The following is a 25,474-nucleotide window of genomic DNA, read 5'->3' as shown; positions in this document are numbered from 1 at the left end:
AGCGGCAGCGGGGAACACTCTGCTAGGGGGACGGCCTATGCCCCAGCAGCCTCGAAAGACGTCCTTGCGCCGGCACTCAATACTCGGCTCTGCGCATAGAGAGGGCAGCAAGGTCAGTAGCGGATGCCTGCGGCTGCCTCTACGGACAGCTGCAGCGGGGCGCCGGTCTTCGCCCGAACCTCCTCCTCGGTGACGCCTGGAGCGAGTGCAGTGAGGTGCAGACCTTCCCGGCTCACATCAATGGTGGCCAGATCTGTGATGATGCGATCGACCACGCCGGCGGCGGTCAGCGGCAGTGTGCAGCGTCGATCAGGCAGCGGGAAATTGGCTGGGCGCGGTGGCGCGCAGTTCCTCCCCCTCGATGCAGAAACCTTCGCCGGGACCGACCCAGTCGCTGCCGCTCGCATCATCGCCGCCGGACCGTACTTGATCCCGGAGGGCAGCCAGTACGTCGGGCAGGTCCCGTAGTCGGCTAATTACGCGGGTGCCGTTCCGTTGGCCAGCCCTGGATCGCGACAGGAAGTCCGCCATTTCGCGGTCAGGGACGACGACATGGCAGTAGGGCACCGCCATGCTCAGGGCGTCGATGTCGTGCAGGGCGTTCACCGTCCACGCCTTGGTTTGGTTGCGGAAGAGCTCCGCCTTCAGGTCCACGGCGATGCGGACTGATGGCATCTGGTCGACGAAAGCGATCATGCGGGGGCGCCCTGCCCCGGGCCGGGCGGGATCAAGACCGATCTCGCGGTGGAGGTCGATCCGGTACTCCGCGAGAAGGTCCTGAAGCAGATCGAAGTGTTCGTGGAGGATCTCGCGCGCTTGGACTCGCACCCGGAGTTCGTGCCGGCTGACCGGATCGTCCGCGAGCAGTCCGACGTAGATCTCTTCCCACTCGAGCCTGCTGCGGAGAGCCTCACGTGTTGTTTCAGGCCGGTATCCGTAGCGCTGCAGGTCTTCGATCTCCTCGTCCTGCGGCCCGGCCAGCAGCTGGAACTCAGCAAACTGATTGACCTTGCGCAGCCATGCCTGCATCCCTGGAACCGAGCCGGCGTCCACCTTGCCGTACGGGCCGTAGAGGCTCAACGGAGCACGCTCGCCGGCGAAGGCCCACATCGCACCGATGCCGAGCGCCTCCGGTGGCCGCGGCCGGAACGCCGGTCGGCCAAAGCTCACATGCATCGCGTGCAGCATCTGATGGCGTAGAAGAACACGTCGTGAGCGCAGCGTCCGGCAGTGGGAGACAGACGCCATGGTCCGCGCGAGGTCGGCCCGTTGGCGAGGGTCGGTGATCTTGTTGGTCTCAATGTAGTGGGTGGATGAGAGCGGGAAGGCGACTCCCGCGCGGCTCGCGGTGCGTACGGCAGCGAGAACGTCCGTGTCGCTTGCTTCGCGCGGAGCTCCGTTCGCCGCGCGCGCCAGGCGAATCCATACCCACTGGTCGAGGTAGACCGACGGTGTGGACACGTGCAGGTCCACCGGGCCGACTTCCGCTGTCATCGACGTATCCAAGTTCCCGCGGTCGCACGGTACTTGACGTGCGCGTAAGGGTGCGAGACATCCAGGGGACGAGCCCACCGGGGTCGCGCTCTCATCCAGTCATGTTTCCAGCAACGTTTCCTGGGCGCCGCGTATTTACGGCGGCCGAGCCCCGCCGATGCGAGGGCAGGCTGGCGCCGTCACCTTCTCGTGCGGAGCGGTCCCGGTGTCGCGGTTCGAACGACACGACGGGGGAAACGGCCGGGTCCGACCGCAGTTCCGTCGTCGCCCGCACGCTCGGACAGGGCCGCGGTGGAAGGCACATCACGGCTGTTGCGTGGTCAGCGTTGCGTCGACGAAATTGCTTAATTCTTTTTAGTCTTGGACCCTCACCTTGTGCACAAGGCGGCACAAGGTGGCGTGCGGGCCGCCAATACGTCTGACACCGGGTGAGGAAGGCCGATGGATGTGTCGTGGCCTCCGCGTCTGGGCGTGGGGGACCGAGTGCGGTTCGAGGACCGCGCCTGGGTGGTGTCCGGCTTCGGCCACGGGGGCGTCGAAATTGCGGACCCTCTGGGCGACTTGACTTGGCTTACGGTGCCGCAACTGGTGTTGTCCGGGGACTTCGACGTGCTGGAGCGCGGCCCTCGTTCTCGTTCCGTCCGCGTCCTGTCGGCACCGGGGGAGGTGCTGGAACGGGCTCGGTGGTGGGAGCGGCACATCGTGGAGGTCATCACCGGCCTGCCGCCCGGGGCGGATGACCGCGCTACGCCTCGCCCGGAGTTCGACCCTGCTGTCCGCTCTTTGGGGGAGCGGGAGGCGGCCAAGGCCGCCGAACTCGCTGCGGAGGGCGTGTCCGGGGCTTCGGCGCGCACCGTGAGGCGTCGGCGTCAGCGTTACCAGGCGCAGGGCGTCGAGGGGCTGATCGACGGACGGGCGGTCAGGAAGCCTGCCCCAGGCTCTCGGCAGGACCCGCGCGTGCTGGAGGTACTGGCGATGATCGTAGCCGACGACACGAGGTACTGGCGGACCACTTCGGCGGAGGACTACCGGCGGGCCACCGGCACCATGCTGGCGGCGCTCTACGGCCCGGGAGTTGTCAAGCTGCCGTCCCGCTCGACGTTCCAGCGGCTGGTGAAGGAACTTACCTCGAAGCGGGGCCGGGTGAGAGGCATCTCAGTTGCGGACAGGGAAGGGATCCGGTCGTCCCGACCTGGTGAGCGGGTCTACGTCGACACGGTCGCCCTCGCACTCCCTCAACCTCTCGCTCGCCTCGCCTCGCGGCCCGTGCTCATGACGGTCGCGGTGGACGAACTGACCATGTCCGTCTGCACGGTGATGATCCACTCATCCCGGCGGCCGCTGGACGGCGGCCTCCTTCTGGCTCGCTTGTGCGATCCACCGGCTCTGCGAGACGCCGATCCGAGCATGCGGGAGGCAGTTCTGCCTCTGATCATGCCCGAATCGCTGCTGCTCGAACGGAAATTGCTCCGTCGGCCGCGTGCGTTCACGGACGCCTGCCGCCACTTGGGGATCAAGGTCATGCACCCGGAACCCGTGGGGAAAGCGCGTGGCGAACGCATTGTCGGAAAGCTCGTCTCCCTGTTCAACGCGGAACTGGCGCTTTCTGAGGCGGGCAGGATCTCTGACGAGGCGTCGCTGATCACCTGGCTCCAGACGCGTGTCGAACGGTGGGTGGAGTCGTTCTGGCAACACCAACCCCAACAGGGGCTTCGCGCGGTGGCCGGCAGCGGTGCACAGCCGACGCCCAGTGCGGCGTACGACGCATGTGTCGCGCGGCTGGGGTCGGTGCACCTGCCCCCCGACGCGAATGCCGTCCGCTCCCTCCTGCCGAGTGTGAAGCGGCGGGTTGCCATGAACGGCGTACATGTCGGGGGCCGGCGCTACGACTGCCCTGACCTGGATCCCTTGCGGGCCACCGCCTCGCATGCTTCGGGTGCCCCAACTGAGGTACAGGTACGTTTTGATCCACACGACGTGCGCCAGGTGTGGGTGCAGACCGGAGACACGGGGCGGATCCGGGTACCGTTGGCCGGGGCCGCGTCCCGCAGTCGTCACTCTCTGCGCACTGGCGACGAGAGCGCGGTCTACCGAGCGGGCTGGTGCCCTCCGGTCAACTTCATGCCACCGTCACAGGCCGTCCTGGAGCACGACCAGGAGCGTCTGGCCTACCATGCCCAACTCCCCTTGCTGCCGACACCGTTCCTTCAGGATGCCCTGAAGCTGGGACAGCGGCTCGCTGTGATGAACCACGCCGCAGTCGGTGGCCACCACGGCCTCCTGATCACCGGGCCACCGGGCAGCGGGAAGACGACTGCACTGCAGCAGTTGGGGCAGCGTTTCGAGCAAGCCGACCGTTCCCGTCACCCTGACCGCTACCTCCGCGTCCCGGCCGTCTACCTCCGTATCCAGCCTGGGGACAGCACCCGCACGGTGTTCCTCAAACTGGCGGGGCTTCTGCCCATCCCCCGCCTATCGGGAAGGACGAGTACGGCCTCGGTCTCCGAAACGGTGCGCAAGGCTCTGCTCTCGTCGGGCACCAGCGTGGTCCTGGTGGACGACGCCTTCGCTGCAAGACCGTCATCTCGCGGCGGCGCGGCCCCAGTTGACCAGTTGCGCAATCTGGCCGACGAGGTACCGGCCACGTTCGTGTATGCGGGAGTCGAAGAGCAGGAGAACTCGCCCAGCAGCGCCTTCCGAACGAGTCAGGGTCGCCTGACTCACCTGCGGGCCGCCCCTGTCCCGTACGGGACAGGCTGGGTGCGGATGGTGGAGACCCTGGACCAGGCCCTGCATCTGCGCCACCACCAGCCTGGCTCTCTGGTGCGGCTGGCACAGGAGTTGCACGCCATGACCGGCGGCTGGCCAGGAGCCCTTGCCCACCTCGTGCGTTCTGCGGCCATCGAGGCGATCCTCACCGGAAACGAGGAGATTACCGAGCAGAACCTCGAACTCATCACTGTGTAAGCAGGTCTACTCCGCTACGCCCATGTGTCAGGCAGGAGGCAGGTGCGGCCCCAAAAGACCAGGTTGGATGAGCAACCCCAGTAATGAATGACTCTTAAGACCAACAGTGTTGAAGGACCGGGGCGCCAAATCATCCGTCGTTTCCCGCCTACGCCGGCTCCCGGCGCCGCAGAGGCTGTGTCAGCCTTCCACTTCCGTGAAGGGCAGACGGCGCGCCTGCCTCACCGCTACTGTGGCAGCATGAGTCAGCACGATGGCCGCCCGCCTTCGGCAGACTGGGTGGCTCAGGAGATGGAGCAGATGCTCCGCGAGTGCAATGCCCTCATCGAGTCCCACGACGAGCAACTGCGCAGGCTCCGGACTGCGATTGCCCAGATCGAGTCGGACCGTCAACATGCGTGCGACAACCGCGACAAAGCCCAACAGGTCCTCGACGCACTGCACTCGGCGGTGTGGGAAGGACAACAGCTGCGGGCCGCCCGCGCCCAGTCCCCGAACCCGCACCTGCACGTGGTCCCCAACGCGGAGGACGCCTCCGCCGCGCCCACGGCTCCGGAAGTCGGCGTAAGCGAAGCGGCGGCACTCCCCGAGGGCAATCCGGTCGTACTCATCGGAGGCGAGCGGTCCGTGACCATCATGAAGGTGATCTCGACCGACGCTCGCCGGCACTGGAGCGTACAAGCCGTCACAGAAGAACTCGGCGAACCCCGCGACGCGGTACGCCGCAACCGCGCCGTCCTCGAAACCCTGTGCGACCGGGGAGCGCTGGTGCGCCAGGAGAGCGACGACAGCGACCGGCGGGGCAAGAAGAAGGTCTTCTACCAGCTCGCGGCTCCCTGGCAGGCGGCTTGACGGTTACCGCTCTGCGGCCTTGAAGCCGTCACCCAGCCCACAACCTCATAAATGACCGCCGCCGCGCCTTGGCCCGTGGATTGGAACCCCTCCGGCCTCGGACACGGCGGTGGTCGGCGCCCTCAGGCCGCCGCTTTCGACGCTACCGGCTTCCGGTGGCGCTCGTCGGGCGTTCGGCCAACCTCACCCACCGAAGGGTCGAACACCCATGCCTATTCACTTAGCTTGTGTGGGGCCGGCGCTCCTCACGCTCGGCCGTCTCCACGTCGCGCTGCCGCCTGATCTTCTCAGGCAGGGGCTGCGCCCGGTTCCCGTTCTCGTCCTGCGGCCAGCTCAGGTGATCGGGCCAGAGCCTCTCCCCCAAAGCCCCCTCCAGGCTCGCCACCGTCAGCAGGTCGGGCCACACGGCACCGGCCAGCACGTTCGCGATGACCTGCCGGTTGACGTCACTCGCCTGGGCCAGCGCGTTGGCGCTGATCTTCTGGCGCTCCATGGCTTCTGCGAGCGCACGGGCGACAGCCTGCGCGACCCGCGCCCCGAGCAGCTCGTCCATCACCGCGTACGGCCAGACGCCGTCGTCGACGTATTCGCGGGGCTTCTTGCCACGTCTGGTTCCTCCAGGCATGCGACCAGTGTGACGGAGTGGCCGCCGAGGTGCGTCCACCCATCCTGCATGCTACTTGAGTTGCAATGGCTTGTGGGGGACTACGCCCGCGTTCGTACGCGGAAGTTGTCCCGCGACGTCATCAGCCGGGCCGGCGAGGAAGGAGGTGAGCGGTGGTGAGCGCTCGAAGGGGTGCCTCCGCATCGCCCGCGAAGCCGGTGCCCACGGACCGTGTGCTGGCCGGTGAGCATCTGGCGATCACCCGGGCGTCCTGCTCGGCCGAGGGCCCGTTCACCGCTCGCGACCTGGAGGCGCTGACCGGCATCTCGGCGCACCGCTGCGGACTCGTCATGAGTTTTCTGTCCTCTTGCGGCCTGGTCGAACGGGCACCGGGTCGCGGCGCCTACCGGGCGACGAAGGCGGCCGCCGCCGTGGCCAAGGCCTGGGGGCAGAGCGAAGGCAACGGGCGGCGAGCGCTGCGCGAGGTGTGGGAGAAGGCGTGGTTCGCCCGATGCGCGCGCTCCCGGCTGGCACAGGGGCCCGCGCTGCGGGTCGGTCTCGTCAGCAAACTGATGACGCTCTCACAAGTCGGCGAGTCACGACGCCGACACGTCGAGGTGCTGGTCGACCTGTTGGTGGCAGTCGGCATGCTTCTCCCGGAAGACGGCGGCTACCTGCGCTGGCACGAGAATCCCGCGGTTCCGAAGCCGCGTACCCAGGCCCCTACACCCGACAAGGACCAAGTGGCCGGTACGGACGCTGAGGACGTCCACGCTCCGGTGGCACCCACCGGCGAGATCCCAGCCCCGCGCCCACACGCGGACAACTCCGCACCCCCGACGGGCGAGGATCTGATGAGCCTGCTCAGCCCGCCGGTGCTGCTGGCCGACCTCGCGCGCCTGTCGTCCGAGGAGGTAACGGCCCTCCACGGCCACATTCGGGGCCTGGCGGTAATCCTCGCCAAGCTGAGGAGGCCCCCCATGCCCTAGGACAACAACGCCGGAAAGAGCAGGTCCGACAGCGCCTCATTCCCTTGGCCGGGTGGCGCTGCCGGACCCCCGCCTCCACCACCGCGCTCCGCGCGGCACGACCGCGCGTACGAGGGGCTTCGGCATGCCCTCACACACGGCGAGGAGCACTGCCCACGGTAGCGGGCCCACGCCGCTTCTATCAGTGATCCACCGTGCCGCTTTCTGCGCGCGGTGCTGAACCGGGAAGGCTCCCGTGGCCGGAACGACGATCAAAGATGCGCTCCTGTGCGTTGCCCGCGTCTGGCAGCAGCGCGCCGCAGCCGGAGAACTCAGCCTTGAGACCGTCACGCTCTACACCCAGATCGCCGAACGCCTCCTGCGCTTCGCCGCTGCGCAGGGCGTCACGCGGCTCGACGACATCACCGCAGACCTCGCCGCGTACTTCATTCAGGCACCCGGCCACGACCGCCATCAGGGCATCGTCCTCAACCCGGCCGCCGGCACCCGCAGGCAGCGCCGCTCCGCGCTCGAAGCACTGTTCGCCGAGGCGCGGGCTCTCGGGCTCACCAGCGCGGCACCGCTCGTGGATCTCCCGCCGATTCCGCGCAGCCCGCGGAAGAAGGGAACCGAACTGAGCGACGCCGACGCGCAGTTGCTCCGCTTCCATTCGGAACGCGGCATGCCGGCCACCCGTCACGCCGCCCTCCTCGCCCTGCTGCTGGCAGGCCTGCACAGCGCCGAGATCGCCGCCGCGACCACCGACCAACTCAACGTCCTCGACCACTACGAAGCCGAAGTGTGGACAGACGGCGCCACCCGAACCCGCGGCCGTTGCTGCCCCCTGGACGAGTGGAGCGCACGGGTGCTGTGGCTGCGCCGCGCCCACCTGCTGCGCGGAACCGACGACGCCTCGCCGCGGCGGCTCGTCACCGCGGCGTCATCGGCGTACCGGTCGCAGGCCAGCGTCTGCTCCGGGTTCGGCGACATCGCCCGCCGCAGCGGCCTCGCCACGCGAGAGCGCAGGGTCGAGCCCAAGGACGTCACGCGTTACGTCGCCCGCAAGATCTTCTCCGAAACCGGCCAGCTCTCCGAGGTCGCCCGCCGTCTGGGGCTGTCCTCCCTCGACGCCGCCGCCGCGCTCGCCGGCCACCGGTGGAACGCCGGGGACGAAGGCGGTGAGGTGGCGTGACCACGGCCAAGAAGCGCTCCCGCCGGACCAGGGGGAAGACCACCAAGGGCCGCGACTGGCTGGTGGGCCCGATCCCCGACGACGTCTTCGGTTCCGCTTCAGACCCCGCCTGTCAGCCAGGCCCTCAAGCGCCTCCACTCGCGATCGACGAGCGGTTCGAGTACCTCCTGAGCAATCCCGACCTGTTCGAGGCGGTCCGGCAGACACTGCCCGCCCGCGAACCCGGCAGCGTCGGACGCCCGCCGGGATACCCGCCCTACATCTACTTCGTCTTCCTCTGCGCAATTTCCGTCTTCGGCTCGGCCCGCAGCACGGCGCGCCATCTCCAACGCGATCTCTGGTGGAACCCGGTGCGCGAAGCCGTACGCAAGCACCTGGGGTCAGAAGAAGCCGATTCCCTCAAACCAACCGGCCCCAGTTTGAGCCAGTGGAACTACTTCTTTAAGAACCACCTCAAAACACACGTGAGTGCCGTGCGTGACACGAGCCGGGAACTGTGGGTCCGCCAAGCCCTTGACATGGGAATGATGGCGGAATCAGGGTCACGCGGAAGCTGGATCCGCCCCGAGCGCGACCAGGTCCTCCACGGCGACGCAACAGTTGCCAAACCGCCCTCAAAACACACCCGGCACGAAACCGTGGACAAGGAAACGGGAGAAATTCGACGCCACCGGGTAGACCCAGACGCCAGCAACACCACCGAGGGTGGAGGGAAGCCGGTTTACGGAAACAAGTTCCTCTCCCTAGCCGTTCGTGTAGCCCGCACTCCGCACAGTCGCGTCATCTTGGCCCTGGAATCCGTCCGCACCAAATCGAGAAAGCGCGACCCTGAGCGGGAAGACGAAGGCACCGCCGTGGTTCGTCTCGTCCGCCACCTCCTGAGCAAAGCGCCCGGAATCCGCGCATTCACATACGACACCGCTCTCCGTGGCGTCCATCGAGCCCCTCTGATCGCTGATGGAATTGTCGTTTTCACCCGCCAACATGGCGGGCTTAAACCTCATCCCCTACAGCGTTTCGAAAAGCACTACGAAAACGGCAAGTGCGGCCACGATCTCTATGCGGCCGAGGGGCGGGTCTGCGAGCGCTACTTCACGGTGGACGGCGAGACATACTATGCGCCCCTTCCTGTCGAAGAACTGGAGCGCCGAAAGCAGAATAAGAGCCGCTTTTACCACCGCCTCGTCATCCCCTGCTCGCGCGGGGATCACGAATTCCGCATCCGCGTGGACGAAACCAAGGAGGACCGCGAAATCGACCCGTCTACCAAAAAGCCGCGCTTCAATCGGGCCGAACATCTGAGGCAGATCCCGCCCGCCACGCCAGTTGGTCGCCGACTTCTGGGATTCCGGCAGGACAGTGAGTCGAACCACTCCCGCTTCGACCAGGCCTACCCGCACGAACGAGTCCCCGCCTACGGTGCCAACGCTGGCCTCCTGATCTACATCGGCTACGCCTGGGTCAACAACTCCATCACCCGGGCCCTGGGCCAGAAGCCGCTCGGCCTCGCTGCCTGACCCCACCACCCCGAGGCCTGACGCCCGTACCGGAGCCTCCCACACCGAGGCCATCCGCCCGATCTGACCTGCCACCCGCGGTCAAGATGACCAACCTTCCAGCCGTCGCAGCGCCAGCCGCTACACTGTGGGCGGTGGCACAGCTGCAGGCTAGCCCTGCCACCGCAACACTGCTGGGAACGCGCCTGAGGCCCGCATCACTTGGGCACTAATTTCAGACACGTTTTCAGACAGATCCCCGCCTTCGTAGCTCAGGGGATAGAGCACCGCTCTCCTAAAGCGGGTGTCGCAGGTTCGAATCCTGCCGGGGGCACCAGCCAAAAGGCCCCGGACCGATCATGGTCCGGGGCCTTTGACATCCACTTCTGACATCAACGCGGGCGGTCACTCGCGGATGGGGCGCCTCTTCCGCAGTAGGCGGTCCATGTGGCTCATGGCTTCGCGCTGGGTGTCCTGCACGACGTGCGTATAGACATCCATGGTGATGCTGATCTGGGAGTGCCCGAGGATCTCCATCACGACGCGAGGCGCGACCCCGGCCGCAGTGAGGAGGGTGGCAGTGCCGTGCCGGGCGTCGTGGAGCCGGATGACTCGGAGGCCGGCGGACTCGGCGACCCGGGTGAATGAGCGGTAGAGGTTGCGCGGCTCGACGGGACGGCCGGTGCGGGTGGCGAAGACGTAGTCCGAGTCCTGCCAGCTCTCCCCCACCTTGGCGCGAGCGTCCGCCTGCCGCATGCGGTGCCAGCGCAGGGGCGCGATGCAGAGGGCAGGCAGAGGCACGGCCCGACGGCGACGGCTCTTGGGATCGTCGTCGTACAGGACGCCACGGCGACGCTGGACCTGGTGGCGGACGTAGAGCACGCGGTTGTCGAGGTCGACGTCCGACCACCGGAGCCCGACGATCTCTCCTCGGCGGAGGCCCATGACTATGGCGAGCACGAAGGCCGCGTAGAGCGGGTCCTTACGGGAGGCTGCGAGGAAGTCGAGCGTCTCGTCGAGGGTCCAGGGACGCAGCTCGGGTGTGTCCGTGCGGGGCGGCTCGACGAGCTTGGCGACGTTGCGCGTGATCAGTTCCTCCCGGCATGCGGACGTCAGCGCGGAGCGCAGAACTCGGTGCGCCTCCTTGGCAGTTGCGGCGGTGGTCTCCTTCTCCAGCCGGACGAGGAAGCGGCGGACGTCGGCGACGCCGAGCGACTCCAGCCGCTTGGCTCCGAGGAGCGGGACGAGGTAGAGCCGGACGTGTGCCTCGTACTTGTCGAAGGTGCTCAGCTTTCGTCGGGGCTTGATGACGTTGTCCAGCCAATACGGCAGCCACTCGGAGAGCTTGGCCGACCGGGTCGGCACGGGCACGCCCTGGTCGACCTTGTCGAGCAGCTCACGACGCTTCGCGTCGCACTCGGCCCAGGTCTTGCCGTAGGCGAACTTGCGCGCCCGGGTGCCGTCCGGCTGGAGCACGTAGACCGCGCACTGGTAGCGGCCGTCCTTGCGCTTGGTGATCGTGCCCGCGCCGTTGGGGTTGCGCTTGCGCTGGCTCGCCATCAGGCAGCCTCCTCGATCTGGCCGAGGATGAAGTCCCGGACAGCGTCGGCGGGGACGCGGCGAGCACCATCGATCTTGATCGAGACCAGGCGGTGCGAGCGAATCAGGTCGTAGACCTTAGAGCGTCCGAGCTTGAGCCGGGTCATGACCTCCGGCACGGTGAGGAGTTCGGCGGTGGCAGTGGTCGTGGTCATGCTGCGGCTCCCTCCTCGGTGCACGTGTCACGTAGGGCTTCGCGGGCGGTCTCACGGTTGGTCTGGAGGTCGCGGGCGATCGTGGCGGCGAGGGCCGCTTCACCTGGGGTGTGGCCGTGGCCGGCGTACTGCCAGTCCGCCAGGACGAGGACGGTGTCCGGCTCGCGGTCGTCGATACCGAAGGCATCCTGTGCGGCTCGGTAGTCGGCGCGTGCCTGGCGGAGGGCGCCGAGGGTGGTGGAGTAGGTGCGCGACTTGGACGAGAAGTGCCCACGGAAGCCGAGCATGTGTGCCCAAGCCCAGAGGCGTCGGTCCGGATACAAGGCGTCCAGGTCGCGGCATGCCCTGATGAGCCGCCGGGTGTGGTCGGGGACCTGGTGGCGGTCGAGTTCGGCGAGTTCGCCGATACGGCGGTCCAGGGTGCCGGTGTTCTCGGCCGCCTTGGTGGCGTACTTGGCCACGTAGGAGGCGACGGCCTGCTCGGTGATGTCGGAGCCGTCGCCGAAGACCTTGACCGGGCGGACGTCGAGCTGTCGGCCCCAGCGGAAGGTGCGGGCGGGTTCGTCACCGGCGGCGGGGACCGAGACGGATGTGTAGGGGTGCGCGGCGGCGGCACGTATCGCGTCCGTGAGCAGGTCGACCGTTGCCCAGCCGGGCGGCGGTGTGCCGGGCCCGGCAGGGCCGTCGAGGCGTACGACCGCGTGGAAGTGCAGGGCGCCGCGCTTCTGGAACTCGGCGACCTTGCCGTAGGAGACGCGCAGATGGTCGGCCAGCTCCCGGCGGGTTAGGCCGGCGCGGGTGGCGAGTTCGCGGCGGAGCCGGGTGGTGAAGCGCTGCCAGAGCTGTCCGGCGTGGTTGTTGAACAGCACGGCGCCCGCGTAGTCGTAGGTGTCCGAGTCGAGGGCAGTGCCCAGCTCGGGCGCGTCGGGGGCGTGTTGGGCGCCGCAGCGGCAGGTGCCACGGTCGGGGCGGTTGTGGACCTGGCCGAAGGAGGGGGCTGTGAGGGTGGCGAAGACGCGTGGATGGTCGCGGATGGTGGTGGGGATGTCGCGGCGGTCGTCTCCGGCGAGGCCCGCGCGGATCAGGTGGTAGGTGTCGCCCGCGTACGTCCAGGCGCAGGCCGGGCACCGGGAGGCACGGCGGTTGCCGCAGGCGAGACGGAGGCGTCCGCCCGGCTCGTCGGCGGTGGTGTAGTGGTGCAGGGTCTCGCCGGTGGTCTTGTCCTTGTGGAGGGTCCAGCCGGTGAGGTGGATCGGGTCGGAGCAGCCGCCGGTGCGGCGGATCTGGTCTTCCCACCGGGTGTAGTCGGGGGCCGAGGCGACTCGGAGGAGGTCGCCGAGGGTGATCGGATCGAGCAGCGGGGCAGGTACGGACGAGGCGCGATGCGCCATGCTGGGGTCTTCCTTCCGGTTTTGCGATCGGACAGGGACGGCGCCGGGGCGGCGGATGCTTGGCGGTATCGAGGCCGCCCGGGGGCCGGTCAGCGTTGCTTGGCCTCTGCGCGAACGAGGGAGCGGATCACCAGGGCGCAGACGGCGACCGAGGCCCCGGTGATGGCGACCGCCAGGAGCAGGGAGACCAGGACGGCGCCGACGACCAAGACGACGGCCGTTCCGCCGCCGACGAGGGCGAGGGCGGTGCCGGGGGTGATCTGGACCGTGGGCCGGGTCGGCGTCGAGGCGGCGAACGGGGCGGGGGTCGGAAGCTGCGGGCTCGAAATGACAGTGCTCGGCTCCACGACCGCGGGCGGCGTGACGTTGCCCGTCGGCATGGGGTTGGTCGGGATCTTCGGGCGGAGCATCGGTGTTCTCCCTTCAGGCCTTGCTACTTGACGAAGCCGTCGATAACGGGGGCAAGCACGCTGTCGGCGAGGAGGAAGCCGCCGAGGAGGATGACGGCGATGAGCCACAGGGGCGGGCGGATGAGCTTGACGCCGAGGTAGCCGACGGCGAGCAGCGCGAGCCAGAGCGGAACGTCCATCGGTTCGGCCTCCTAGCTGACGCGGCAGCGGTGGGTGCGGGCGGCGAGCTGGGCGGCGGACTGGCTGGAGTAGTCGGCGGACCAGCCGCATCGGTCGGCGGTGCACACGGCGGCGTGCTTGGTGCGGCCGTGGCGGTCGCGGTGGGTGCCGATCTGCACGGGGCCGATCCGCATCACGGAGTGGAAGTGGTCGCGGGCGGGCATGTCAGTCGGTCTCCTCTCGGTTCGCGGTCGGGTCGGGGAAGGCGGCGCGGATGCCGGCGGCGGTGGCCGGGTCGGTGGTGCGTTGGGCGGCTTCCTCGGCGAGCAGGTGAGCGAGGTAGGGCCGGTTGGCGGCGGCCATTTCGCGGGCATCGCCGAGGTAGTCAGCAGCGGTCAGGTCGGCCGGGTCACGGGTCACGGCGTGTCTCGCTTCCGGGTCAGGTGAGTTGGGCGGCGATGGCGTCGGCGAGGTGCGGTGGGACGCCGAGGCGGGTGCGGAGGGTGTCGGTGTCGATCCGGGCGCCGGTGCGGGCGTGGTGGTCGTCGGCGACTTTGCGGGCGTGGTCGACGAGCGCGGCCGGGACCGGCACGGCTGGGGGCAGGGCAGGGGTTTCCTCTGCCTGCGGAGCGGCGACGGGTTCAGGCAGTCGCTCCGGTTCAGCTGCGGCCGGTTCAGACACCGCCTCGGGGTCCGGGGCGGAGGTCGTCTGCGCCGGGGAGGGGTCCGCCGGTGAGTGGGCGAGCAGGGTGCCGCCCATGAAGGCGAGGGCGGGCCAGGCGGCGACGAGGATGCACAGCCAGTCCGGGACGTCGCCGAGGTCGAGGAGTCCGGCGGTGGCGACATTGGCGCCGAGTGAGGCGACCAGGGCGATGAGGAACCAGCACCAGGCCAGCCGGGACGGCCCGTCAGCACGCAGCCGACGCCAGGCGGCGACAAGGAGCAGATCCACCGAGACCGGGTAGGCCCAGGCCTTCCATCCGGTCTGCCCGGCAGCGGCGGCGAGGTCGTGCAGATGGGCGAAGGACAGCGCCCCGGCGATGACGGCCTGAATGAGTACGGCGTCGATGCGAAGAGCGGGGCGGGCCATCACGGCTCCCTTCTGTGATCAGGCATGGCGGGGGTAGGGACCTGGCGCGAAGGGCGGTCGCGCCGACCGATGGAGGGGGTGGGTCAGGCGGTGGCGGGGGCTGTCTTGGACAGCGGCACGCGGGCCGAGGGCATCGCGGCGACCGCGGGCCGGAAGGGTGCGAGGGCGGGCACGTCGGGGGTGCGTTCGGCGTACCGGTTGCAGACGTTCACGGCCTGGCGCAGTGAGGTGTGCGGGGCGCGGATGCGGTGCCAGCCGCCTGCGGAGTCACCGGCGATGGCGATACCGCGCGTCTCGGCGGGAATCTGGATGGCGGCGAGGACGGCGTCCGGTGCGATGTCACCGAAGGCCATGTTCGCGGACATCTCGTCGTTGACGCGGTGCGCGGTGCGGCCGGTGAGCTGGGCGCGGAGCATGGTGATGCCCTTGCCGAGTTCGGAGCCGAAGCGCTGCCCGCAGATCTCCAGGTAGACGCCGGCCGCGCGGCCGAGCTGGGCGAGGCGGACCAGGGCGGTGATGACCCGGTCGCGGCGCTTCTCTTCCTCCTTGCTTGCGTAGAGAGCGAGTTCGGCGACCTCGTCGACCAGGACGACGACCGGCACCGGCCGCAGGTCGTCGGGCAGATCCCAGATGTCGGCGGCGATCTCCGCATCCGGTACGGCAACGCTGATCCGCTGCTGGGCGCGGATGAGTTGATACACGTCCTGCATGTGGGACACCAGCGCCTCCAGCAACTCCAGCGCGGCATCGGGATTGTCGGCGAGAGCGGAGAACCGGCGAGCCAGCGGGAAGAGTTCGACGCCTTGCTTGCAGTCGATACCGACCAGCGCGACGTGTTGCGAGGCGAGCCCGGCGACGAGGTTGCGCTGATAGACGGACTTGCCGGACTCCGTAGCGCCGAGGGTCAGACCGTGCGGGACGGCACGGTAGTCGCGGTAGTGGACCGAACCGTCCTCCCGCAGAGCGACCGGTATACGCATAGGCCGGGTGTCGGTCTTGGCCGGCATCTGCACCCGCTTGAGCACGTCGTAACCGGTCATCCGGATCTCGACCACACCGGAGCGCACCTCACGGGAGGTCACGCCGTACATCCCGAAGGAGTGGCGCAGCCGGTCCGTGGCGGCGGCGACGTCGAAGGCGTCTTGTCCCGGGCGGAGTTTGAGCCGGAGGACCAGGCCGGTACGGGTGGGCCGTAGCCGCAGGATACGCGGCGCGCGGGACTCCGGCGCTGGGCGGTTGGCCATCCGGGCCAGCATCAGCCGCCAACGCGAGGGCGGGACCGTGAGCCCGCAGGCTTCCATGACAGAGGCGTAGCGGACCAGGACCCGTATGACAGCGAGGGTGACCCCGAAGGTCAGCCAGTACCAGGCGGGACGCCGCCACCGCAGGAGACCCGCAGCGGCGACGACCACCAGCAGTAAGACCGTCAGCCACGACATGGCTCAGGCCGCCTTCGAACCCGTGCCCATGGTGGCCAGCGAGGTGACGGCGACCGCGCGGAAGGCGATGCCGTGCCGCTTCTGACCGTTGAACTCGTTCTCCCACGGCCGGGCGACCAGCCCCGTGAGCGCGGCCGGGGTGCCCATGGTCAGGTCACCGGAGATCCCTGTCTCCGGGACGGTGACGGACAGGATCTCGACCTCGTCGTTGGCCGCGAACATCACGTCCACGGTCATCAGCTTCGCGCCGGTCTCGGCGTCGGTGGCGATCTCACCGGTACGGCGGTCGCGCACCTTCGGCTGCGGGGTCTTGGCGACCATCACGGTCGCGGCGGAGGTGTCGACAGGGATCTGACGCACAGCGGAACACTCCTCTATAGATGCTGGACTCCGTCACTCATGTACATGAGTGACATGAAGAAGAGTGCACCACTCCTGTACATGAGTCAACCCGTCGCGACGACGAAGTCACGACGGGCTGAGGGAAGTTGAGCGGGCGTCAGTCCGCGGCTGGGATCCGGTACTCGAAAATGAACTGGTCAGCAGCCATGAGCGTGTCGCAGACCTCGACCACGAGCCCGGCCGTCGTACGGGCCTCCCGGATGAGGTGAACCACTGGCGCACCAGGACTGAGCGCCAGCTCGGTGGCTTCCGCCTTGGACGCCGGCCGAGCTTGCAGGGTCTCGACGAACTCCGCGAACTCATGACCGTGGTCTTCGAGTCGGGCGTAGATGCCACCGCCACCGGGGTTCTCGGCGAACAGCTCCGGGATGTCCTTCACGACGTCCCACGGGAGATAGGAGGAGGCGGTCTCGACCGGAGTGCCGTTACGGAAGTAGAGCCGCCGCCGGGCGAGCACCTGAGTGCCGACGGGAACGCCCAGCCGCTGCGCGGCATCCCCGGGAGCCTCCATGGGCCCGATGTAGAGCACGCTCACCCTGGCTGTAGCACCTGACTGTGCGGACTCCGCAAGGTAGGCAGCCTTGCCACCCTGCCGGAGCGAACGCCGGAAGCGATCGGAGGAGCGATGCCGTACCGGCGGCCGATCTTTGACGATCGAGCCCTTGCCGTGCCGGGTCTCGACGAGCCCACTCGCCCGCACCTCGACCATGGCCTTACGAATCGTGCCGCCGGACACGCCGTAGCGCTCCACCAGCTCCGACTCACTCGGCACCATGTCACCGGGCTTCAGCACGCCCGCCCGGATCTGCCGCACGATCTCATCCGCGATCTGCACGTACCGAGGCCCGGACCTGCCCCCCTCTACCGCAGTTCCCATAGCCCTTCCCTGCCTCCTATGCTCCTGTACATGAGTCAACCACAGGAAGCGACGTCGCCACCCCGGCACTCCGTATCCGTAGCCGGAGTAGTGGTGCGCGAAGACGGACGCCTCCTGGCGATCCGCCGAGCCGACAACGGCACCTGGGAGCTCCCCGGCGGCGTACTCGAACTCCACGAGACCCCAGAGGCCGGCGTAGCCCGCGAGGTCTGGGAAGAGACAGGCATCCACGTCGAGGTCGACGAACTCACCGGCGTCTACAAGAACACCACCCGCGGCATCGTGGCCCTGGTCTTCCGCTGCAAGCCTTCCGGCGGCACCGAGCGCACATCAAGCGAGTCCACAGCCGTCTCCTGGCTCACGCCCGATGAGGTCAGCGCCCGCATGGCCGAGGTCTACGCGATCCGACTTCTGGACGCCCTGGACGGCAACGGCCCCCACGTACGAAGCCACGACGGCAAGCACCTGATCCCAGCGGGATAAGACTTTCCCTACTTCATCAAGCACCCGTCGTCGCTTCGCTCCTCCGGGCGGGAGCGGGCGGCCGGCGGCGCCCGCGCTCATGTCTCCGCCCCGCTCGGCACCGCCGGCCGCCCGCTCCCGCCCAAGAGGTAGGCACACAGGGCATGAGGTCAGAGCATGTCGCGGCTGGGGCGGTCGGCTCCGCGACTTTAGCCAGCCACTTTGGCGCGAGCCTCGAAGATCATGGCCCAACATCGGGCACTAACGGGCAGGTCCACAAGCCTGCCCGATTCGCGGGTCAGCGTAATGGGCCATGATCACTCGCGCCAAAGCAGCTCCCGGCCAAAGTCGCTGCGCCGACCGCGTGGGTGCGTGCACCAACAGATCGCCGAGGCAACGGCGGACTGGGCCCAAACGCCGGAAGCCACCACCATGACCCTGCAGTTTCGGCATTCTGCTGGCATGGATGCGACTGCATGGCTTCGATTCGATCGGCCTGAGCAATTCCAGGAGTTGCTAGCCGAAGTCGGCGATAAGCGCCGCGAGCTCAGAGAAGCCGAGTTGAGAATCAAGACGGCCGCCGAGGACATGGTCGTACGGGCCATCCAGCTAGGAATGGCCCAGGAGGAAGCGGCGCGCCTCACCGGCTACAGCGCTGGGACATTAACGAAATGGGTGGAATCGTCCGCTGCCCGCCGGGCTCACGCAATCAGCCAGCAGGTGCGGGATGAGGCGAAGGCGCGCGCCCGCGAAAAGCGACTAAAGGTGCAAAGAGAGGCTAATCAGCCCTCTGCTCGCTCGGAATCCAAGTGATCTGCGTCACAGATATACTGTCTCGCGCGCGCGCTCGCGCGGGAGCGCGAAGACATGAACGGGTGTGGCTATCTGCCCTGATTTGCCCCCTCGTGATGGCGCAGTTCACGTGCCGCATCCACCGCTCGCGAAGGTCTACGGTTTTCAGCGTGTCGACACGCCAACCGTCAACAGCCCAGCCCGCGAGGGGGATTGATGAAAGCCTGGATCAACGTGATCCGTTCGAACGGGACCGTGACGGTCCACCATGGCCAAGCACACGCAACCGGTGGGGACCCATGGGGCGGGGATCGCCACCCGGTCCTGTGGGCGCTCGTGGCGGCCATCCTGGGAGGCGTTGCCTCTGGGGCAGCCGAGATGGCGGCCGGGGTGCTGCTTGGCAACTGACGTGGTGAGGGCCCTCGCCAATGCACCTGGCGAGGGCCCTCACACGCCATCGCACATCAGTACGCTGCGTGGCGCTTGAGCTCCCTAGAGTGGGAACCTCCGCTCGGGCCGTCTGGGGCCGTGCGAGGTGGACGGACGTTGACAGATCATGACAACTGATCCCGGCGTCCGTACTGCTCAGAAGGGCCGAGACAGGGAAACGGTCCACATGGGAGACTGGGCGCATCACTTCTTCGGGGTACTGAGCGCACAGCAAGGCGGCTTGACGCTGCCCATTGAGACTTACCGACCTCGGCGGCCACGCCCTTGTATCGTCCCTGGGATGAAGGGCAGATCTCTGTGGCCAACCGCGATTCGACTCCTGCTCCTGACCGTTGCACTCCTGACTTTCAGCTACCTCTCCGGCAGCCTGCCAGGGTTCCGATCCGCGGGTTCGTCGGATGGGGGTGAACCCGCTGCGGTGACTGCCACGATCGGGATCATCAGCGCAGTCACAGGGTTGGTTACGGCTGTGGCTAGTTTGATCACAGCCCTGGTGGCATTGCGCACCACAAGGGGCAACACGGGGTCGAGGACACCTGCACCCACACCTGGGGCCGACGGCGCTGACAGAGACCAGAGCTGAGGCCTATCACGTGCCGCGTTGGCGCCACCTAAAGCTCCCGAGCCAGGAAGATCACCTCCGGGCTTGAGAACGCGGCAGAGACCTCCACGTGCCCGATCAGGCGGCGTCCGCCGGGAAACAAGGGGGGAGAGACAGCGAGGTAGCCGACATCACGAGGTCAGCCTCTCCCCAGATCAGCGCCCATCCCCATACGCGATCTTCCAAAGTGGTGCTCGATCACCTCGCACACTACTAACGAGTAGCGTCAACCTCGGGCCCTAGCGCTAGCCCAACGGTAGGGACACTGGAGAGGACGCTCAACGGGACATAGGCAAAGCCTCCCGCATCTGAGATAATGACCCTTACCCCCTTTTGAGCTGGGGCTTTGGGGATGGAGAGACGGGACAGATGCGACGCTACGAGGAGACACATCCGTGGCTTGTGTTCAAGCCAGACCTCGACCTCGGGGCCGAGACATGGATGCAACTGGGCGAGATCCACTCCAAGTGTGAGCACGTGGCCGGCGTGCCACTAATCCCCGCGATCCAGGAGCACTTCAACCAGGTGTTCCTGAGCAAGGGCGCCCACGCGACCACCCGCATTGAAGGCAACACTCTCTCCGAAGAAGCAGTGCGCAAGCGGATCCAGAACGAACTGAAGTTGCCGCCGTCGCAGGAGTATCTCGGCCAGGAGGTAGACAACGTCCTGGAGGCTTACGGCATGATCATGTCTGACGTGGCCGTGGGGAAGTCTCTAGAGCTCACACCAGGCCGGATCCTGGAGCTCAATCGCATAATCTGCAAGGATCTGGACAATCTGGCCGATGACGCCATTCCGGGACAACTTCGCACACATGGCGTGTCAGTGGCCAATTACATAGGGGCACCAGCCGAAGACTGTGAGTACCTGATCAACAGGCTCTGCGAGTGGCTCAAGCAGCTAGAGGCCGATGCCCCGGCAGGCTTTGAATTCCAGGTGTCAGTCGTGTCAGCGATCCTTGCTCACCTCTACCTGGCCTGGATCCACCCCTTCGGCGATGGGAACGGCCGGACTGCGCGCATGGTCGAGTTTCAGCTACTCGCCAAAGCACGAATGCCCGACGTGTCAGCGCACCTCCTAAGTGACCACTACAACCGAACGCGCACCCGGTACCTGAGCGTGCTCGACAGGGCCAGCAAAGTGCAGCCGTACGACACAAAGCCCTTCATTCGCTACGCGCTCCAGGGGCTGCTGGACGGCCTTCGTGAGCAGGTCGACATGATCAAGGCGCAGCAGATGGCCGTGACTTGGGAAAACTTCATTCACGAGAAGTTCCATCACGAAACGAGCCCGGCCGCCCGACGGCGGCGCCACCTTGTACTGAGCCTTCCAGTGGGCGAGATCACCACAACCGCTGATGTCAGGCGTCTGAATCCTGAGCTCGCAGAGGAGTACGCCGGACACACCCAGAAGATGATCAACAGGGACTTGAACGCACTCCAAGACATGGGGCTCGTGATCCGCACGCGTTCAGGCGTCCAGCCTGCCATCGAGCAAATGCGAGCCTTCTTGCCCTTGAGGGCCGCACGCAGTCAGCCGTTGGCCAGGCACATGCCGAAATCGCCCTCGACAGGCTGAGTGTCTAACTGCGTGACAACGCCCGCGCACGACGGCGGACAACCGCGCACACCTGCGGACCGTCGCCGCAGGTGAGAGGCAACCGAGCCCAAGGTCGTGCGCCCGCCCAAGTTGCTTCGGGACGAAGAGGTCGCGAGCTAAAGGCCGTCGCGCTCGACCAGTGAGCCGTCAGGGCTCAGTGCGTAGAACCGCGGCGGATCCATGGCTTCCACGGCTCTGCGCAGCTCCGCTTCCTGCTCGGCGGGATCAGGCCCACGTGGGTCGCGCACGTGGAATCCGAAGAGCTCGATGGCGTCCGCGTCGACGTCATCGGGCTCGGGACGCCCCTCCTGAATGAACCCGCAGAGCGCCCGCAGCGCGTCTTCGCCCAGGTCCAAGGGGTGGAAAGGCAGGGCGTACGGCTCGTCCTCCTCGCCGGGCCAGGGGACAATGTCGGCCGGGCGGCCTCCGGCCCAGTACGGCTGTTCGAACGCGAGCGGTTCGCCGATGTTCTCGATGATGCCGCTGTCCGGGGACAGGCTCAGAGAGCGAACGAGGCGCCCGTTCTCCCACACGGCGAACGCCAACCAGTCGACGACACTATGCATGGCGTGCAGAACGAGCCGTCGGCCGACGCTCGCCGCCACCAGGTGTCCCGGAAGCTCAGAGGGAGCGTCGATCATCACACTCTGGTCACCGATGACCTCCACACCCGGCCAGCTGGCTGCGTACACCGTCCCCTTCGAGGGGTACACGCCGTCCCAGAGATTCGAGCCCTCGCACTCCTCAATCTCGCAGCCCGGATAGAGCCGCCGCATCATGGCGGCCGTCCGTTCAAGGTCAGCCGCCCCCACTTGCCGCAGCAACCCGGGCACGTCGCCGTCGGCGTACACCAGCAGTCCTGTCTTGGCTCCCAAGGCCCCTCCCCAGAGCATTTGCCTTTGATGGCGGACGCACCATAGCCGCAGACACTGACAACGGAGGAGCCGCCTGCGGTCCGGCTGGGCCGTCCGAGGTTCCCCGAGGCCGCCCAAGAGCGACGACGTGCTTGTGGTGGCCTGCGAAACCGACACTCCTGGTGTACGGCACCGGAGTACAGCGACCCAGTAACCGGCAGTGCCCGACGCCAGCCATCATCGCCCGCCAGACAGCCTGTACCGGGGTCGGTAGAAACCCGAGGGGGAGGGGAGCCCGGGTGCGTTACTGGCTCCCCTCCCCCTCGGGAGAGTTGGCATGTGCAGCTGCGCCGTTCGAGTGCACCCTTCAGCGTCCTTGAAGGTCCCCCGCCGCGAGAAGGTGGCCGCGGCTGGCAGCCACGCGGAGGACGTCTCGGAGAGCTCCGGTCAGTTCTCTCGCTAGTCGCTGCACTTCCGCCGGGTTCGCGTCCCGGTCGCCTAGGACTTCCGACGCCTGCTCCAGCAGCTCGGTTGCCGTTCCAAGCTGAGCCGCTTCCACAGTGTCCGCCAGGCGGGACATATAGCCGTCCCGGTCGTCGGTGCTCAGGTAGCAGGGCTTGCCCTCGGGACCTGTCCACGGGAGGAGCCGCAGTGTGTTCGGCGTGGTCATTCCCGAGTCTTCCTCTCGTCGGTCACGTGGTGGGCAGTGAAGACGGCGTCGACGCGATCCCCCGGGAACGCCAGCAGCGCCGCTTCGACGACGCGGCCGGCTGAGTCGGTTGCGAGGCGCGTGATCGCGAGTACGGCCCTCGTGGAGCCGATGCGCAGGGCCGTTGCCTCGTCCGGTGTCGGGGGACGAGCAGACACCGTCTCTCGAACGGCGGCCGGCGGCGGAGCGAGGACGGCGAAGCGTGTGACTGCCTCTCGGCTACTACCGGTGTCGTCGTCGAGCACTCCGGCCGGGGCCAGGTCTCGCGGCATATAGATGCGGGCCAGCCCGCGCGGTGATTCCCCTTCGAGGCTGAGGCAGGAGAACTCCGCGAGTGGACTGCCCGTGGGGACGCTCAGCAACGCCGACAGGTCTGCGGGCGCCTGAACTGTGGTGCTGCGAACCGTGACGCGCAAGGACGGCTCAGCGGCGGTCCAGGGGTCCAGGGTGCCCCCGCCGCCCACGTACGTGATCTTCCGTAGGGGACGGCGGACGAAGTTGCCCTTGCCGTGGACCTTCTCAAGGAGCCCCTCGCCTTGGAGCACCGCGAGGGCATGGCGCAGCGTCACCGTGCTGACCGCATACTGCTCGGCCAGAGCCGTTTCGGACGGCAGCCGTTCGCCCAGTTGGAGACGGCCGGTCGTGATCTGTTGCCGGAGGTCGTCGGCGATGTCGTGGTGGCGGGGAGGCACGAGAGCGTTCACCGCCTTCTCAGCGTCCGCACGGCGATGAGCCGGGTACGCGTGTGTATCGTCAGCAACTCGCCCGAGTCGAAGACCAGTTGCTTCGCCCCCTGGGGAAGCTGGAACAGGTCTCTCACCTGGCAGGCCCGGCCGCCGAGGTGGATGATGTCGCCCCGCTGCACGGTGGCCGCGGTGATCTCGATGTTGGCGACCAGGGCGCCGGCGGGAATCCGGGCGATCACGACGCCACCTCCACCGGTGTGGATGGGCCGACCGATGAATGGCACTGGCAGTCGCACACCTCATAGATCACTGGCACGTCGATCGGTGCTGACGCCGGGCAAGGCTCCGCGCAGGCGGTGTGCGTGCCGATCCGGCAGGCGGCCGAGCGGTAGGGGATGGGCGAGGTGTCCGTGGGGTGCGGCTTCTGGTCGGGGGTCATCAGCGGGCCTCCACGAGGATGGGGAGCCATGCATGAGCCGGCATGTGGGGCGCGACGACGAGCGTGCGGGTTCGTGTACGCCGCTCCCAGGCCAGAACGTACGGGCGGACGAGTGCGACGTCCTCCCCCGCGAGCAAGGGACGGCCCGACGCCGCGGCATCAGTCCGGCTCCGGGGCAGGGTCGGGGCGCCAACGGGTGTGGGTGAGGCGCCAGCGGGATGCGCCGGGCGCGGAGAGAGCGTTAAGGGGCGGCGATGCCTACCCCTGGAGGAGTTCCGCACCCTGGTGAGGCAGAGGGCGCGGCGGATACGGTTGAGCACGCTGATCAGCTCCTATCGCTGATGGCCCGGTCCCCCGACATCGCCCGTCGTGGGGGCCGTTCTGCGTACGGCCGCCCAGAGGGTGCGGCCGTTCATGCTGGTGGCGAGGAGGCCGAACCGGTCGGCCAGGGCCACCGCGTCCAGGACCTCCCGCCAGGTCTCGGTGGAGAGCGAATCCGGTAACTCCGCCTCCACCGACGTATGCCAGGGGTGTTCCTCCACTCGTGGGGTGAGCCCGAGGGCGGACAGCCGGGCGGCGAGGGCCGCCGCGCTCAATCCCGAAGCGGGCACAGGCAGCCTCCGTCACCGGCGATCACTTTGAGTGAAGCTAGTTAACTAGATTAGAGCTAGTGGACTAGATTTTCCATATGCCTGAGCAGCCGCCTTATCTCCGCATCGCTGACGAACTCCGGCGGAAGATCGCGGAACACGTGTGGGAGCCAGGAGACCGGCTCCCCTCCCGCGCCCAGATCGGCCAGGAGTGCGGCGTGGGCGAGAACGTGGTGCGCCGTGCGCAGGAGCTGCTGATCTCTCAGGGTGTGCTGGAGGGACGCGCCGGATCCGGTACGTACGTCGCCGAGCCCCGGCAGCGGGTGCGCGTGGTGCGCTCCTCAGCGCGGGAGCGGCCCGACGGGTCGCCGTTCCGGGCGGACATGAAGGCCTTGGGCAGGCAAGGGGATTGGGAGAGCCGGTCCGACGCCAAGGTGCCGGCACCGGCGGAGATCGCGGCGCGGCTGGGCATCGCCGAGGGCGATTTGTGCGTCCGGACGACGTACGAGTTCCTGGCCGACGGTAAGCCGGTGCAGCTGTCGACGAGTTGGGAGCCGTACGACCTGACCGCGGGAACTCTCGTCGTCCTCCCCGAGGGTGGGCCCCATGCCGGGGCGGGCGTCGTGAATCGGATGGCCGCGATCGGGGTCACCGTCAGCCACGCCGTCGAACAGCCGGAGCCGAGGCAGGCGACCGCCGAAGAGGCTTCGCTACTCGGCATCCAGAAGGCGGCGCTCGTCACGCACATCCGACGGACGTACTACAGCGATCAGGGACGGCCCGTGGAGACTGCGGACATCGTGGTGCCCGCGGCTCACTGCGAGATCGTCTATGAGATCCCGATCAACCGATAGCCCCGTCTAAGGATCGCCACATGGCCGACGACCCTCCGCCGTGTCCTGAGTGCGGTCAGCCCTTGAAGTCGGGCGCTCTCGTGCTCGCCAGACGCGACGACGACGGGCAGAGAACCTGCCGGGCACTCTGGCGATGCTCCGATCGGCACACCTGGTGGAAGTGGCTGGACCGGCCCGAGGAACCATGGGAGGTCTGCCCAGCTCCGGAGCTGTTCCGCTGACATCCAACGCTGACATCAACGAGCCCGGACAGCGGCATACAGCAGCGCCCCTGCGCGACCGTCGGACCAGCCGACGACGAGCCCAGGGGCGCACGTAGATCGAACTCCTAAAGCGGGTGTCG

28 protein-coding genes and 1 tRNA gene are annotated in these 25,474 nt (G+C 67.7%); 10 read left to right on the top strand and 19 right to left on the bottom strand.

Going from position 1 to position 25,474, the window contains the following annotated elements; all coding sequences use genetic code 11:
• Nucleotides 1–113: 113 nt before the first annotated feature.
• Together ICC28_RS37555 and ICC28_RS37550 are read right to left on the bottom strand one after the other, a co-directional pair.
• Nucleotides 114–275, bottom strand: coding sequence for a hypothetical protein (locus tag ICC28_RS37555; protein ID WP_223190525.1), 162 nt, complete (start codon nt 273–275; stop codon nt 114–116).
• A 34-nt stretch (nt 276–309) separates the two neighbouring features.
• Nucleotides 310–1,494: a hypothetical protein gene (locus ICC28_RS37550; RefSeq protein WP_188293334.1), complete on the bottom strand. Its 1,185-nt coding sequence runs from the start codon at nt 1,492–1,494 to the stop codon at nt 310–312.
• 483 nt (nt 1,495–1,977) lie between these two features.
• Here ICC28_RS37550 and ICC28_RS41400 point away from each other — a divergent pair, with 483 nt between their 5' ends.
• The gene (locus ICC28_RS41400; RefSeq protein WP_188293333.1) at nt 1,978–4,461 is read left to right on the top strand and encodes an AAA family ATPase; all 2,484 of its coding nucleotides are present in this window, start codon (nt 1,978–1,980) and stop codon (nt 4,459–4,461) included.
• A gap of 240 nt (nt 4,462–4,701) precedes the next feature.
• Complete coding sequence (locus ICC28_RS37540; RefSeq protein ID WP_188293332.1) at nt 4,702–5,313, top strand: hypothetical protein; 612 nt, start codon at nt 4,702–4,704, stop codon at nt 5,311–5,313.
• A gap of 220 nt (nt 5,314–5,533) precedes the next feature.
• On the opposite strand, the gene ICC28_RS37535 is transcribed toward ICC28_RS37540, so the two are convergent.
• Nucleotides 5,534–5,938 (bottom strand): helix-turn-helix domain-containing protein, encoded by a 405-nt coding sequence (locus tag ICC28_RS37535; RefSeq protein ID WP_188293331.1) that lies wholly within the window; start codon nt 5,936–5,938, stop codon nt 5,534–5,536.
• Nucleotides 5,939–6,093: 155 nt separating this feature from the next.
• Between ICC28_RS37535 and ICC28_RS37530 the strand changes: the two genes are divergently transcribed.
• The 4 genes from ICC28_RS37530 to ICC28_RS37515 all read left to right on the top strand — a co-directional run bounded on the left by ICC28_RS37530 (nt 6,094) and on the right by ICC28_RS37515 (nt 9,910).
• Nucleotides 6,094–6,906 carry a hypothetical protein gene (locus ICC28_RS37530; protein ID WP_188293330.1) on the top strand — a complete coding sequence of 271 codons (813 nt, stop codon included), beginning with the start codon at nt 6,094–6,096 and terminating at the stop codon, nt 6,904–6,906.
• Between the two features lie 235 nt (nt 6,907–7,141).
• The gene (locus ICC28_RS37525; RefSeq protein WP_188293329.1) at nt 7,142–8,077 is read left to right on the top strand and encodes a hypothetical protein; all 936 of its coding nucleotides are present in this window, start codon (nt 7,142–7,144) and stop codon (nt 8,075–8,077) included.
• Nucleotides 8,074–9,594, top strand: coding sequence for a hypothetical protein (locus ICC28_RS37520; RefSeq protein WP_223190523.1), 1,521 nt, complete (start codon nt 8,074–8,076; stop codon nt 9,592–9,594). The genes ICC28_RS37525 and ICC28_RS37520 overlap by 4 nt, the downstream gene beginning before the upstream one ends.
• 240 nt (nt 9,595–9,834) lie before the next feature.
• Nucleotides 9,835–9,910, top strand: a tRNA-Arg gene (locus ICC28_RS37515).
• Between the two features lie 68 nt (nt 9,911–9,978).
• On the opposite strand, the gene ICC28_RS37510 is transcribed toward ICC28_RS37515, so the two are convergent.
• From ICC28_RS37510 to ICC28_RS37460, 11 genes are all read right to left on the bottom strand, one after another.
• Entirely contained in the window at nt 9,979–11,133 is a 1,155-nt protein-coding gene (locus ICC28_RS37510) for a tyrosine-type recombinase/integrase (protein WP_188293328.1), read from the bottom strand.
• Nucleotides 11,133–11,327: a helix-turn-helix domain-containing protein gene (locus tag ICC28_RS37505; RefSeq protein WP_188293327.1), complete on the bottom strand. Its 195-nt coding sequence runs from the start codon at nt 11,325–11,327 to the stop codon at nt 11,133–11,135. Before ICC28_RS37505 ends, ICC28_RS37510 begins: the two co-directional genes overlap by 1 nt.
• Nucleotides 11,324–12,718 (bottom strand): replication initiator protein RepSA, encoded by a 1,395-nt coding sequence (repSA, locus tag ICC28_RS37500; protein WP_188293326.1) that lies wholly within the window; start codon nt 12,716–12,718, stop codon nt 11,324–11,326. The genes ICC28_RS37505 and repSA overlap by 4 nt, the downstream gene beginning before the upstream one ends.
• A gap of 89 nt (nt 12,719–12,807) precedes the next feature.
• Entirely contained in the window at nt 12,808–13,128 is a 321-nt protein-coding gene (locus ICC28_RS37495; RefSeq protein ID WP_188293325.1) for a SpdD-like protein, read from the bottom strand.
• A gap of 23 nt (nt 13,129–13,151) precedes the next feature.
• Nucleotides 13,152–13,307 carry a hypothetical protein gene (locus tag ICC28_RS37490; protein WP_188293324.1) on the bottom strand — a complete coding sequence of 52 codons (156 nt, stop codon included), beginning with the start codon at nt 13,305–13,307 and terminating at the stop codon, nt 13,152–13,154.
• Nucleotides 13,308–13,319: 12 nt separating this feature from the next.
• Nucleotides 13,320–13,511, bottom strand: a complete 192-nt coding sequence (locus ICC28_RS37485) for a mobile element transfer protein (RefSeq protein ID WP_188293323.1) — start codon at nt 13,509–13,511, stop codon at nt 13,320–13,322.
• 1 nt (nt 13,512) lies between these two features.
• Nucleotides 13,513–13,707: a hypothetical protein gene (locus ICC28_RS37480; RefSeq protein WP_188293322.1), complete on the bottom strand. Its 195-nt coding sequence runs from the start codon at nt 13,705–13,707 to the stop codon at nt 13,513–13,515.
• A 19-nt stretch (nt 13,708–13,726) separates the two neighbouring features.
• Nucleotides 13,727–14,377, bottom strand: coding sequence for a DUF2637 domain-containing protein (locus tag ICC28_RS37475; RefSeq protein ID WP_188293321.1), 651 nt, complete (start codon nt 14,375–14,377; stop codon nt 13,727–13,729).
• A gap of 83 nt (nt 14,378–14,460) precedes the next feature.
• Nucleotides 14,461–15,816 (bottom strand): FtsK/SpoIIIE domain-containing protein, encoded by a 1,356-nt coding sequence (locus ICC28_RS37470; RefSeq protein ID WP_188293320.1) that lies wholly within the window; start codon nt 15,814–15,816, stop codon nt 14,461–14,463.
• Nucleotides 15,817–15,819: 3 nt separating this feature from the next.
• Nucleotides 15,820–16,176: a hypothetical protein gene (locus ICC28_RS37465; protein WP_188293319.1), complete on the bottom strand. Its 357-nt coding sequence runs from the start codon at nt 16,174–16,176 to the stop codon at nt 15,820–15,822.
• 139 nt (nt 16,177–16,315) lie between these two features.
• The gene (locus ICC28_RS37460) at nt 16,316–17,095 is read right to left on the bottom strand and encodes a GntR family transcriptional regulator (RefSeq protein ID WP_188293318.1); all 780 of its coding nucleotides are present in this window, start codon (nt 17,093–17,095) and stop codon (nt 16,316–16,318) included.
• An 18-nt stretch (nt 17,096–17,113) separates the two neighbouring features.
• On the opposite strand from ICC28_RS37460, the gene ICC28_RS37455 reads away from it, so the two are divergent.
• The 3 genes from ICC28_RS37455 to ICC28_RS37445 all read left to right on the top strand — a co-directional run bounded on the left by ICC28_RS37455 (nt 17,114) and on the right by ICC28_RS37445 (nt 20,978).
• A complete protein-coding gene (locus ICC28_RS37455) occupies nt 17,114–17,578 on the top strand; it encodes an NUDIX hydrolase (RefSeq protein ID WP_188293317.1) in 465 nt (154 codons plus the stop codon).
• A gap of 351 nt (nt 17,579–17,929) precedes the next feature.
• Entirely contained in the window at nt 17,930–18,370 is a 441-nt protein-coding gene (locus ICC28_RS37450; RefSeq protein ID WP_188293316.1) for a hypothetical protein, read from the top strand.
• Nucleotides 18,371–19,769: 1,399 nt separating this feature from the next.
• On the top strand, nt 19,770–20,978 hold the full coding sequence (locus ICC28_RS37445) for a Fic family protein (protein ID WP_188293315.1): 1,209 nt from the start codon (nt 19,770–19,772) through the stop codon (nt 20,976–20,978).
• A gap of 137 nt (nt 20,979–21,115) precedes the next feature.
• Here the strand turns inward: ICC28_RS37445 and ICC28_RS37440 are convergent, their stop codons facing one another.
• From ICC28_RS37440 to ICC28_RS37420, 5 genes are all read right to left on the bottom strand, one after another.
• Nucleotides 21,116–21,874: a DUF6928 family protein gene (locus ICC28_RS37440; RefSeq protein WP_188293314.1), complete on the bottom strand. Its 759-nt coding sequence runs from the start codon at nt 21,872–21,874 to the stop codon at nt 21,116–21,118.
• Between the two features lie 346 nt (nt 21,875–22,220).
• A complete protein-coding gene (locus ICC28_RS37435; RefSeq protein ID WP_188293313.1) occupies nt 22,221–22,523 on the bottom strand; it encodes a hypothetical protein in 303 nt (100 codons plus the stop codon).
• Nucleotides 22,520–23,254, bottom strand: a complete 735-nt coding sequence (locus tag ICC28_RS37430) for a GntR family transcriptional regulator (protein ID WP_411158642.1) — start codon at nt 23,252–23,254, stop codon at nt 22,520–22,522. Before ICC28_RS37430 ends, ICC28_RS37435 begins: the two co-directional genes overlap by 4 nt.
• 8 nt (nt 23,255–23,262) lie before the next feature.
• The gene (locus ICC28_RS37425; RefSeq protein ID WP_188293311.1) at nt 23,263–23,487 is read right to left on the bottom strand and encodes a hypothetical protein; all 225 of its coding nucleotides are present in this window, start codon (nt 23,485–23,487) and stop codon (nt 23,263–23,265) included.
• 532 nt (nt 23,488–24,019) lie between these two features.
• The gene (locus ICC28_RS37420; RefSeq protein ID WP_188293310.1) at nt 24,020–24,298 is read right to left on the bottom strand and encodes a hypothetical protein; all 279 of its coding nucleotides are present in this window, start codon (nt 24,296–24,298) and stop codon (nt 24,020–24,022) included.
• A 77-nt stretch (nt 24,299–24,375) separates the two neighbouring features.
• Here ICC28_RS37420 and ICC28_RS37415 point away from each other — a divergent pair, with 77 nt between their 5' ends.
• Nucleotides 24,376–25,131, top strand: a complete 756-nt coding sequence (locus ICC28_RS37415) for a GntR family transcriptional regulator (RefSeq protein WP_188293309.1) — start codon at nt 24,376–24,378, stop codon at nt 25,129–25,131.
• The last annotated feature ends 343 nt before the right edge of the window (nt 25,132–25,474 follow it).

The organism is Streptomyces sp. TRM68416, assembly GCF_014596915.1.
In the GTDB taxonomy this organism is placed as follows: domain Bacteria; phylum Actinomycetota; class Actinomycetes; order Streptomycetales; family Streptomycetaceae; genus Streptomyces.
This window is presented reverse-complemented; position numbering and strand designations above follow the sequence as displayed.

Coding starts and splice junctions, on each gene's coding strand:
- ICC28_RS37550 (WP_188293334.1), bottom strand. CDS start 1,494: ATGACAGCGGAAGTCGGCCCGGTGGACCTGCACGTGTCCACACCGTCG.
- ICC28_RS37540 (WP_188293332.1), top strand. CDS start 4,702: ATGAGTCAGCACGATGGCCGCCCGCCTTCGGCAGACTGGGTGGCTCAG.
- ICC28_RS37535 (WP_188293331.1), bottom strand. CDS start 5,938: ATGCCTGGAGGAACCAGACGTGGCAAGAAGCCCCGCGAATACGTCGAC.
- ICC28_RS37510 (WP_188293328.1), bottom strand. CDS start 11,133: ATGGCGAGCCAGCGCAAGCGCAACCCCAACGGCGCGGGCACGATCACC.
- ICC28_RS37505 (WP_188293327.1), bottom strand. CDS start 11,327: ATGACCACGACCACTGCCACCGCCGAACTCCTCACCGTGCCGGAGGTC.
- repSA (WP_188293326.1), bottom strand. CDS start 12,718: ATGGCGCATCGCGCCTCGTCCGTACCTGCCCCGCTGCTCGATCCGATC.
- ICC28_RS37495 (WP_188293325.1), bottom strand. CDS start 13,128: ATGCTCCGCCCGAAGATCCCGACCAACCCCATGCCGACGGGCAACGTC.
- ICC28_RS37490 (WP_188293324.1), bottom strand. CDS start 13,307: ATGGACGTTCCGCTCTGGCTCGCGCTGCTCGCCGTCGGCTACCTCGGC.
- ICC28_RS37485 (WP_188293323.1), bottom strand. CDS start 13,511: ATGCCCGCCCGCGACCACTTCCACTCCGTGATGCGGATCGGCCCCGTG.
- ICC28_RS37475 (WP_188293321.1), bottom strand. CDS start 14,377: ATGGCCCGCCCCGCTCTTCGCATCGACGCCGTACTCATTCAGGCCGTC.
- ICC28_RS37470 (WP_188293320.1), bottom strand. CDS start 15,816: ATGTCGTGGCTGACGGTCTTACTGCTGGTGGTCGTCGCCGCTGCGGGT.
- ICC28_RS37460 (WP_188293318.1), bottom strand. CDS start 17,095: ATGGGAACTGCGGTAGAGGGGGGCAGGTCCGGGCCTCGGTACGTGCAG.
- ICC28_RS37455 (WP_188293317.1), top strand. CDS start 17,114: ATGCTCCTGTACATGAGTCAACCACAGGAAGCGACGTCGCCACCCCGG.
- ICC28_RS37445 (WP_188293315.1), top strand. CDS start 19,770: ATGCGACGCTACGAGGAGACACATCCGTGGCTTGTGTTCAAGCCAGAC.
- ICC28_RS37435 (WP_188293313.1), bottom strand. CDS start 22,523: ATGACCACGCCGAACACACTGCGGCTCCTCCCGTGGACAGGTCCCGAG.
- ICC28_RS37415 (WP_188293309.1), top strand. CDS start 24,376: ATGCCTGAGCAGCCGCCTTATCTCCGCATCGCTGACGAACTCCGGCGG.